Source organism: Vibrio sp. 1S139 (assembly GCF_041439475.1).
In the GTDB taxonomy this organism is placed as follows: Bacteria; Pseudomonadota; Gammaproteobacteria; order Enterobacterales; family Vibrionaceae; genus Vibrio; species Vibrio crassostreae_C.
In genome coordinates, this window is sequence record NZ_JBGOOD010000097.1 from 1 (window position 1) to 9,587 (window position 9,587).

Genomic DNA, 9,587 nt, shown 5'->3' on the forward strand with positions numbered 1-9,587 from the left:
GGCGGTATCTGTGTTGAGGCTTGAAAGTCAATGAGTCGATTTAAAGACGCTTACGCTTTAAAGATAAGTATTTATACCCTAAGCGGGTAAGGTGTAATATGGTTGGTATCTTTACCCGTGTATCTTCGTTTTGTTTGGTCATGACGTTCCTGCTCTGAAGTAAAGCCTTCATTCAATCTAAATTCCAGCCACACAGAGAATATTTGAAAATCTATCACCTGACCACAATTAGGTGCATATATGAATCAATAACGTTAATCCTATCTCTTACTTGACCGTTGCAGGAACAACCAAATTAAAAACAAGACACTAGATGGTTTTCATTCCACATCGCACCCTGCGAATCGCAACTTGCGATGTGGATAATCATGTCAGAATATTCAGGGGGAAATGAGCTAGTTAGTATCGAATTCATAACTGACGGGCATTCCTAATGCCAGCTAATGCTTCAATGATTTGTCTAGTGCTCAATCAACAATTTGATGAACTCAAGGCGTTCTGTTGGAGTTGTATATGTTGCTGATTGCCTTACCGGTAACCATCATTCAAACGGTACAGGCGAAGACTCTCCTTTACCATCAAATATAATAACAACATCAGTATGGCCGGTAGGCGACTTAACGACCCACCCTTCAGGATCACTGTTTAGAGCAGGGGAGCAATTATCATAAGGCTCATGACACTTTTTAGTGAACATCACTTGAATACGCGCCTCGTCTACTACCACCTGCATTACCCCACTTTTTCGCTCGTGGTTTTCATAATAGTTCTGCAAAGTACGCATTTTCTTCTCAGCTAATTCAGCGTCAATCGGTGCATCAATACGGTAGTAGACTAGTTCATCATCATAATTCCAGCCTTTACTCCACATCCCTTTGATGTGTGATGGGACGCCCATTTTTCCGATGTCGGCACTGGCTCCAGGATAGCCATTGACGGCTCCATAACTAAAGCCGGTCCAACCGCCTCCTGTGGTTTGGATAGACACGTCACTCATAATATAGAAATCACTAAGGCTTCCTGCGTTACCGATGGTTGCTTTTATTAATGGCTGCTCTTCTTGACAGCCACTCAAGGCGACCATTGCAATGAGGAGTGTCGCTATTACGTACTTAGGCATTGTCCCAAATTCTCCGCTCTGGTGTTTTCTCTGTTTTTTCATCGGTTGTGATGCTGTTTATAAGCGTTTCCTTGACCGTCTTATATGGGAGATTTATCACCGTATCATGAGAGCGGTGGATATAGTTGTCAAAGATAAGCGTTGGTTGAAGCGTAGTCTTCCAATCTTCGCTGGTTAACTCCCCCAATGGCTTGGTTGATAATTCATCCCATAAAGACTGGCAGAGCGCATCGGTGACATAGTCAGGAGTTAGGTTTTCAACATACACCCGATCGATCCACTCAATCCCTGCGTTTTGAGCTTGTTGCTTCATGCGCTCGAGGGCTAGCCCTGCTATCGCATTACTCACGGGTTTAAAGTGATAAAAATAGAGCGTGTTGTCTTTTTCTTTTACCTCACCGTAATGGCCAAACCGTTGTCGGCATGTCTTTTCCCATTCAGCGTCTTTAACTTGACGAGTGCGCTCTATCATCGCAGCCTTATCTAGACTTCCCCCAGGGTATGCAAAATTAGCGTGCACGATATCAAGGGTTTCTGATTTTATTTCGTTACGGTTGTAGGTACTGCTTACCGGAAAGCCCACATAGTCAGGGAGTCCCTCTTTCTCATATTGCTCAATTGAAGGGTAACCGCCTCCCACATCGGTATGGCATCCAGGGAAATGTTCTTGGTGGAAATTATCGGGTAACCAATTATCACGACTCAGTGACGTTAATGGGAAATTTTTCCGATACTCATGCTCAGCAACCAACTGCAAGACCGTGGTGGCCATCGTCGGCTCTAGGCCCAACTGAAAATTACCTTCATCGTTATTCCCCGCTAAGTAAAACGACCCTACGGTATCAAATAATCCCAAGAACCTTACACTGACGCCTTTCGTATCATCGCGCTCATAACCACCTTCCTCTGAAAACTTTTTGTTGGTTTCATTACCCAATAGATGAGGGTAAATCGTGACATCCGCTTGCTTGCCCGAGACTGGTCTATGGTAATCGGGTAAACCTTGATACAGGGCATTAACAAAGTGACGAGATAATGCCGCACCTCGGCTAAAGCCGATAACATCAAAAACGATATGGGTGGCGGATGGGTATCCGCTTGATTCATCCGTTGCAATATCTCGTAATGTCGACAACAAACTCTGCCATTTGTAAAACGCACCATTTTCACCGTCCGCATAGTCGAAAGCGGCATCGAAAAGGGCTTTACCGACTAACCCTGCCCCCAAATCCATGGCAGCTTTAATGTTACCGTTAAACGTCTTTTCAAACTCAACACCAAACGCCTGCTCTAGATCGCTTTCATCTTTGGCTGCATCAATGATGGCGGGGCGCTGACTGTCGTCTTCAATGTCGACGGTGCCCACGCCCGATATGTATATTTTTGCTGATTCACCTTGAATTTGCGGATAAGCCGCAAACAAACGCGCCACATTACTGCGTGACTTATTTCCACGCTGCTCTTTGTAAGCGTCATTCTTATCGTTGGCCCCCGTCCCATCAAAAAACACGCCGATACGAAAGAGTTTTTCAGGGCGAAGGTTGACGACCGGAATGCCTTTGGAAACGAGACTGGGGCTATTGATGGCCACAATCTCTGTCCCATGTAATAAACGGCCAGGGTGTGAGTAATGGCAATCCAGTGGGACATGATATCGTTCATTCGGGGTTTCCTTACCTTGCCCTACATCCACAAGTTCTGAAATATTCAACGCAAGTCCTTGCTCATTGAGCCACGCTGGGTTCACCGAAGAAAACTCATCTTGTGTCAACTTACGAGGTAGATAGAGTAAATGCTGGCTGTCCAATACCTGATTATCGATACGCCATTGAATCGGTATCGCACTTTGCCAAGCGGTAGGACGAAGCTCATCGCTAAGTGTGAGTTCATCCGAATAGGTCAGGCAGAACCGACAATTACCATTACCGATGATTTTGTACTCTTGAACGAGCTTGCCTTCACTAAAGTGGTAATAGTACCCTTGAGTGGCAAGCCCTAGTCGTTCACCAAACTGTACAGCTGGCATCACTGCGAGGAAAGCTTCATTGAGTGCATTCGTCCCTTTAGGCTTGGCTAAGACATCAGGGATTGATAGGGGTACTGAAGAGCCTCTCGATGACAATGCAAGCGTCCTTGGCGCATCCTCTTTTATGCTGGCCACCAATTGAATGCTGTGCTCGTTTTCTTGTTCACTCCAACGAGAATGCATCGGTGACGTACTCGTTTTAGCTAACGCCACATCCCACCCAACATGTGCTTTAAAAGACGACTGAGAGCAAGAGAGCTCAAAAGCGTATTCAAGCTCCGGTCTTTGATCTTCTTCTGTATGAGTGACGGTGGTTTGGACGCTTGCGAGTTTAGGCTCTTGTTGCACTGGTGGGTAATACGCACTTTTATAAGAAGAGGCAGACACGGAAGATGCTACGTTGACCACCACCCATCTTTCTGATTTTAATTGGGACTTTAATGCGTTGAGGTAAGCATTTCGGCTTTTTTCCACAAAAGGAGCAAGTATTCGTTGCAACTCATCAGGCAGCGCATTATGAAATTTAGATATTGAACCACTGTCAATCAAGTAGCTTGTTAGTTCATCGGCAGCGACAGACTGACCACCTTGCTTTTGATGAAACTCTACTACTTTTATATCCGATATACTCATGGCACTTATTCCTATACAAGTCCGACTAATTACTGGCGAATAAATAATCGTATCTTACTGAATAATAGGGTGCGTGTGTGCCGCTCTTCCCTGTCATTATGACTGAATTACCAGATAGTCAGTATCAACTGATGAACCTGTTAGACAAATCAGTTAAATGATTGGTTATTTGCTGAAGGAATGGGGCAGATCTAAGCTAGCTGACACTTTGAGAGAAAAGTGCTACCAGTAAACTTCAGATCTATAAAGACTCTGGACAAACGATTTGAGCATTTCAGCTGACAGTTAGATTTAAGATAACCTCTGTTAGTAATAAATGGTCTAATCCCTATTAATTAACAACCAATTTTTGTTTGTCCACAGCAAGATCACACAGTCCAAATTTATCGCCAACCAACTTCACCGACAGCATAAATAAAAAACGCCATATATCCTAAAAAGCCAAGCCCCCCCAGGCAAAAAAGGGCTGCTAAAGATAAAACTATATTTGTAAATATTGTCTTAATTTTTTTCGTATTCAATGTAATTAGCCTCGTTTGATATGGGTTTCTCTAACTCAGTGGGTAGTCTTATTCAGAACAATTTACTCGCCAATAAACGGGAATGGCATCTTGCCGCGCTTTAAGACAGGGTGATGTTCATGACTAGGTGCCACCTTTCCTAAGAAATTCACTCTTGTTCTTTGATTAATGAATGAGCCAATGTTATCGATGAATGAGCCGTGTGTGTGCCATTAATGCCTGTCATTATGACTGAATTTATTGAACGAAAATCAAAGTGTATGCAGTACCAGAAATAACTAGCTCAAACTCAGAAAGAACAAACAAAATAAAAAGAACTCTAAATGCGCAATGGGGCATAAACGGGCTAATGGTGACCGTGTTGACATGTCTCTGGACAGAGTAAGCTTGCCACATTCGGTTCTTAGCTTTAATCTAACGTTGAGAGCCTCGGGTATCCCTGCTTTTTCTTGGAGTTACTACTTACTGTCTGATCAGAGGTAATGGTATCGAATTGAACTTGGCTTAATTGCAAAGCAGACCACCGAGGACATACGATAGCCCAGCCCTCTTCCGCTTATAGAGTATTGACCACAGGTTGCGCGTAATAGAGCCACTACAATTAGTGGCTCTTGTCGTTTCTGGCATTCGGAAAAAGAAAAGCCCCTACGCCATCGTTAAGCTTACTTATAGTACTGATAACGTCGTTTTGAATTATGCTTCCAACTTTTTGCTAGGTCATGCACATACGCTGGATAGTCATCCCACGGGTTAGCCAAAGCTCTTCCTCGCGCAGCGCGTAATTTAATCGGGTACCCTCTGCACTCAATCATGTGAAGAAAGTAATAGCCCTTTTCCTGTTTTGTTGAAAAGTGCTTGTGGGTTCCACTGCGAATGCTGGGATAAAAACCCCAAAGATATTGACGCTGTCATTTAATACGTTTTCGGTACTGCTGTTTCAGTCTTTTCATTTCCCCTCCAGGTTTACATTACCTAGAAGGGGTCCTCTGCAAAGTAGTTCATTTCGTCCCGCCTACGCACCTATAATTAATCAACCTAGCCCATGCGACCCCGTTCACATAGAGGTAAAAGCCGAAATCACTCTCTGTTTAAAAGCACCAAGCCGCAATTCATCAAACGTCCCTAGTGTCCCGTAAAGGTTGTTTGAATTGCCCGTACGTCTTTCCCAGGATACTGTTGCGTCGATACTATTTAGAGGCTCTCTCGAAAGCTTAGCAGTTAAATTATTCTGTCGATTAACTAGCTCTGTCTCCATTGGTTTTCCCATATTCACATAGATACAAGATTCTGGAATATCATCTTCAATTCGCTCTGCAAACTGAATGAGGTTTTGTTCCGCAAACGTAAATAGCCATGCTTGCCTAGCCATGGAAGAGTCTATACGAAGAATACGTCCTAGTACTTGTCTGAAATATAATTCCGTTTTGACAGAACTTATATGGCAGCACACTTGGAGTCTAGGTATGTCTGTCCCCTCACTTATCATTCCGACACTAACAATCCATTGAGAGTCACCTTGTCGATAACGGTCTATTTCTGCGAGTGGTTCTTCATGCCTATAAGTGACAATTGAAACGGTTTGGCCAAACTTTAAAAAAAGTATATCTTTGATAGCTTGAGCATGTTGAACCGATGCAGCAACAACTAATCCACCGGCATTGGAAGAGTCAATACGTATTTTTGCTAGCCGATCACATCCTAAACCGAGTAAATACTCCATCGCTTCTTGGTTATGTATCACACTCTGATAAGACGCTTTCGTCTGTTTAAGCATCTCTAAGATCGATGAAAATGACTCCACTTTTTCGCTACTACAGACAGACAATTGCTCATTATCAACCAATACAATATTAGGTGCTCTACAGACACCATCATCAATAGCCTGTTTAAGGGTGTACTGGAAGTCGACAAGGAGCTGTCCGTCTGGGTCACTGTATTCACCCATAACAATAGGTAAAGAGTCAGAGCGCCACGGAGTCCCCGACATCGCAAGAGTATAGGTCGCTAGTCCCTGAATCTTAGTGAGCACTTGCTGCCCCCAGACGTTCGCATTTTCAAACTCAGTCCCAGAACAATGGTGGATCTCATCAAATACAACAAACACTCGATGATTACGTAACGTCTCCCAAAATTCATCGTTAAGAAATTGAATGGATTGATATGTTAACGACTGCCCGATAGAGCCTAGACCACCGTTAAAAGTGCAATTAAGAGTCTTAGAAAAGGTTTTTTTGATTCCCTCAGAAACCGTTAAAGATGGAGAGAAGCACAATACAAGATCGACCATATCATCATTAAGTAATCTTGATGCGACAGTTGCAGCGAGCACCGTTTTTCCAGAACCAGGCGTTGCTTGGCAAAAGAAGTGTTGTCGGTTTCCTCTGAACTTCTGCAACGCATCTTCAGAACATTCAACCTGCCACTGCCTCAACACGGTTGATTGCCCTCAGAAAGAGTTTTAAGAACATTCTCTAATCCATTCATCTTTCCAAGCAAGTGCGCAGAGCGTTCTCTTGCATGTTGTAACAATGGCATTAATCGGCTCTCGAGTTCAGGAAACCGACACCTTAATGATTGATATTCATCTATTTCACTAAGAACGAGCTCCAATTCACCTTTGTATTCATTACTCTCTCGAAATAACACGGAATAATCCGGTGTAGTCTGTTTTGTAGAAGCTTCTCGTTCAACTTTTCTTCGGGGCGCGGCTTCAAGCTCCATAAATTGCTCAGTTTGAAAGTATCTTTTGTTTCTTCCTTTTCCTTCACTGCGCAGCCAACCCCTTTGTTGGTATTGCCATATTTGCCGATAAACCTTCTTCCGAGCTTCATCAAGGTTTTGTGTACCATCCCCATCATTTAATGAAGCATCCCTTGCCTCTATAACAGAAAAACCATCCATTCTTTTTTCAATCAACAGCTTAAACATTACCGCACTGATTCTAGTAGAACGTTTCACTTACTGACTACACCATTCAAAAATACTAAGGATTGCTTAGTATACAGAAATCAGTAAAACTAAGAAAATCTTAGTTACATAGAGCCTATTAATATGAATTCTAAATGTCGATCGACAACCCTATTCCTGTGCGGCTCAAAGAAGTTCGCAAAAAAGCAAAGATCTCCCAAAAAGAATTGGGGATGCGTATTGGTATCGATGAAAGTTCGGCTAGTGCGCGAATGAATCAGTATGAGAAAGGGAAACACACTCCAGATATCAGTACATTAAAGAAAATGGCTGACGAACTTGGCGTACCTTTAAACTACTTTTTTTGTGAGGATGAAAGCTCGGCAGAACTAGTTTGCCTGATAGCAAAAATGAGTAAGGCTGAAAAACAGAAGCTCATCAACCTTATAGGTGAAAATATTCAAGATATTGAAAGTAAATAAGTCTTATGCGTTTTGGCCTGCGACCCAACCAGACGACCAAGCCCATTGGAAGTTAAACCCTCCAAGGTGACCTGTCACATCAACACACTCACCAATAAAGTAAAGACCAGGAATATCTCTAGCTTCCATTGTTTTAGACGATAAATAATTGGTGTCAACACCACCAATGGTCGCTTCAGCTGTTCTATACCCTTCAGTCCCATTAGGTTTAATTTCCCAAGAGTGAAGAGCAGAGCTAATATTCTCTATCTCTCGTTTATTCAATTGGCGCAGTGGTTTATTTTCAAACACATTAAGTTCGATAAAATACTCGACAAGGCGTTTAGGTAATACTTTAGACAGAGTTGTTTTAACCTCTTGTGCTGGGTTGTTTGTTGTTGTTTTTTCAATCAGCTCAATAGCGCTCAAACCAGGTAGCCAATCAACTTGAACTACATCGCCAGAGTTCCAATACGAAGAAATTTGCAATACTGATGGGCCAGAGATACCTCGGTGAGTAAATAAAAGAGCTTCTAGGAACTCTTGACTGTTACAGCTAATTCGGACAGGTAGAGCAGTTCCAGTTAATTCTGTTAACCCCTTTTCTCGACCATCTAATGTGAACGGTACCAAGGCTGCTTGAGGAGAAACAACCCCTAAACCAAACTGTTCAGCGACTTTCCAGCCCAAAGGGGTTGCACCTAAACGTGGCATTGAAAGTCCACCCGTTGCGACAACCAAAGACTGACAATTAAAAACTCCATTGGAAGTCTCTACTTTAAAGTTATTATCGGCTACACGTTCAATTGAAGTGATTTCACATTGGTACTTATACTTCACATTACCAGTTTCATCACACTCATTAATTAGCATTTTTACGATATCTTTCGAGTCATGATCATTAACACAAAACAATTGCCCGTGATCACGCTCTTCAAACTCAATACCATGCTTGTAGATCATCGAAATGAAATCCCAATTGGTATATTGAGCCAGTGCAGATTTAACAAAGTGGGGGTTTTGACTTAAAAAGTTTTTTGCTGTGACATCATAGTTGGTGAAGTTACAACGCCCACCTCCAGCGATAAGAATCTTACGACCAGGCCGCTTACCATGATCAAGCACAAGAACTGAACGCCCGCGTTGACCTGCACTAGCTGCGCACATTAAACCGGCGGCGCCAGCTCCAATAACAATAACATCTGACTGAATAGCTGACATGAAATAAGACTCTCAGGGCTGTGAGTGATAAATAAAAGAGCGACATAGTACGGAAAAAGGCATTCACCAGCAACAAGCTCACGCAGGTATCAACATATCTAGTCACTTATCAACTAGAAGGTTCGACTCTTCTTCAATCGCGTTCAAGTTTTCTATTATAGGTTTTAAATCAGCCTCACTATAATTTAGCCCCTTTAGCTGTGCTCTAGCATCACTCACCAGTTTCGATATTGCACTAAAACGTGAGTGTAAACTCTTCATTTGATAAGCATACTCAAAGACATCTAGCTCTTCCCAAGCTAGATCAATATATTCGTTCAAGCTTTTATGGTCTTTATGATCAGTGAAACTAGCAACTTTCTTAAGAATGGTTTCATAATCTTTATCATTAAAATTATGAGCGCTCTTCAAAGGGTTTTTATCCATGAAAGAAACAAGATGTAGCTTAACCATGTTAGTTACAAAACGATGTCTAAACATACTTTGACAGGTTTTAGTCACGATACCAGCCCTCAAGCTCAATCGCTTAAAATCCATATAAGCTGCAGACTGTTTTACAGATTTAGCTGTCTCTGAATTCAAATATATAAAATCATCCACCTCAGACTCACTAGATATAAGCTCATACTTTATTAACCTCTTGAGAGCTATTGTCAAATGTGGTGTATGGAGATCATGCAGTAGCCTGTTGATGAGTC

At 42.4% G+C, this 9,587-nt stretch carries 6 protein-coding genes and 1 pseudogene; 1 reads left to right on the plus strand and 6 read right to left on the minus strand.

Annotated features, from left to right (window positions below; genetic code table 11):
• Positions 1–541: 541 nt before the first annotated feature.
• From ACED46_RS20490 to ACED46_RS20505, 4 genes are all read right to left on the minus strand, one after another.
• Positions 542–1,120, minus strand: a complete 579-nt coding sequence (locus ACED46_RS20490) for a hypothetical protein (protein ID WP_371722312.1) — start codon at positions 1,118–1,120, stop codon at positions 542–544.
• Complete coding sequence (locus ACED46_RS20495) at positions 1,113–3,779, minus strand: DUF2235 domain-containing protein (RefSeq protein ID WP_371722314.1); 2,667 nt, start codon at positions 3,777–3,779, stop codon at positions 1,113–1,115. Before ACED46_RS20495 ends, ACED46_RS20490 begins: the two co-directional genes overlap by 8 nt.
• A gap of 1,575 nt (positions 3,780–5,354) precedes the next feature.
• Positions 5,355–6,734, minus strand: coding sequence for a DEAD/DEAH box helicase (locus ACED46_RS20500; RefSeq protein WP_371722315.1), 1,380 nt, complete (start codon positions 6,732–6,734; stop codon positions 5,355–5,357).
• Positions 6,728–7,258 (minus strand): hypothetical protein, encoded by a 531-nt coding sequence (locus ACED46_RS20505; protein WP_371722316.1) that lies wholly within the window; start codon positions 7,256–7,258, stop codon positions 6,728–6,730. Before ACED46_RS20505 ends, ACED46_RS20500 begins: the two co-directional genes overlap by 7 nt.
• Positions 7,259–7,362: 104 nt before the next feature.
• Here ACED46_RS20505 and ACED46_RS20510 point away from each other — a divergent pair, with 104 nt between their 5' ends.
• Positions 7,363–7,689 carry a helix-turn-helix domain-containing protein gene (locus ACED46_RS20510; protein WP_371722317.1) on the plus strand — a complete coding sequence of 109 codons (327 nt, stop codon included), beginning with the start codon at positions 7,363–7,365 and terminating at the stop codon, positions 7,687–7,689.
• A gap of 3 nt (positions 7,690–7,692) precedes the next feature.
• Here the strand turns inward: ACED46_RS20510 and ACED46_RS20515 are convergent, their stop codons facing one another.
• Entirely contained in the window at positions 7,693–8,889 is a 1,197-nt protein-coding gene (locus tag ACED46_RS20515; protein WP_371722318.1) for an NAD(P)/FAD-dependent oxidoreductase, read from the minus strand.
• A gap of 102 nt (positions 8,890–8,991) precedes the next feature.
• Positions 8,992–9,587, minus strand: a pseudogene (locus ACED46_RS20520) (site-specific integrase); the annotation flags it as partial.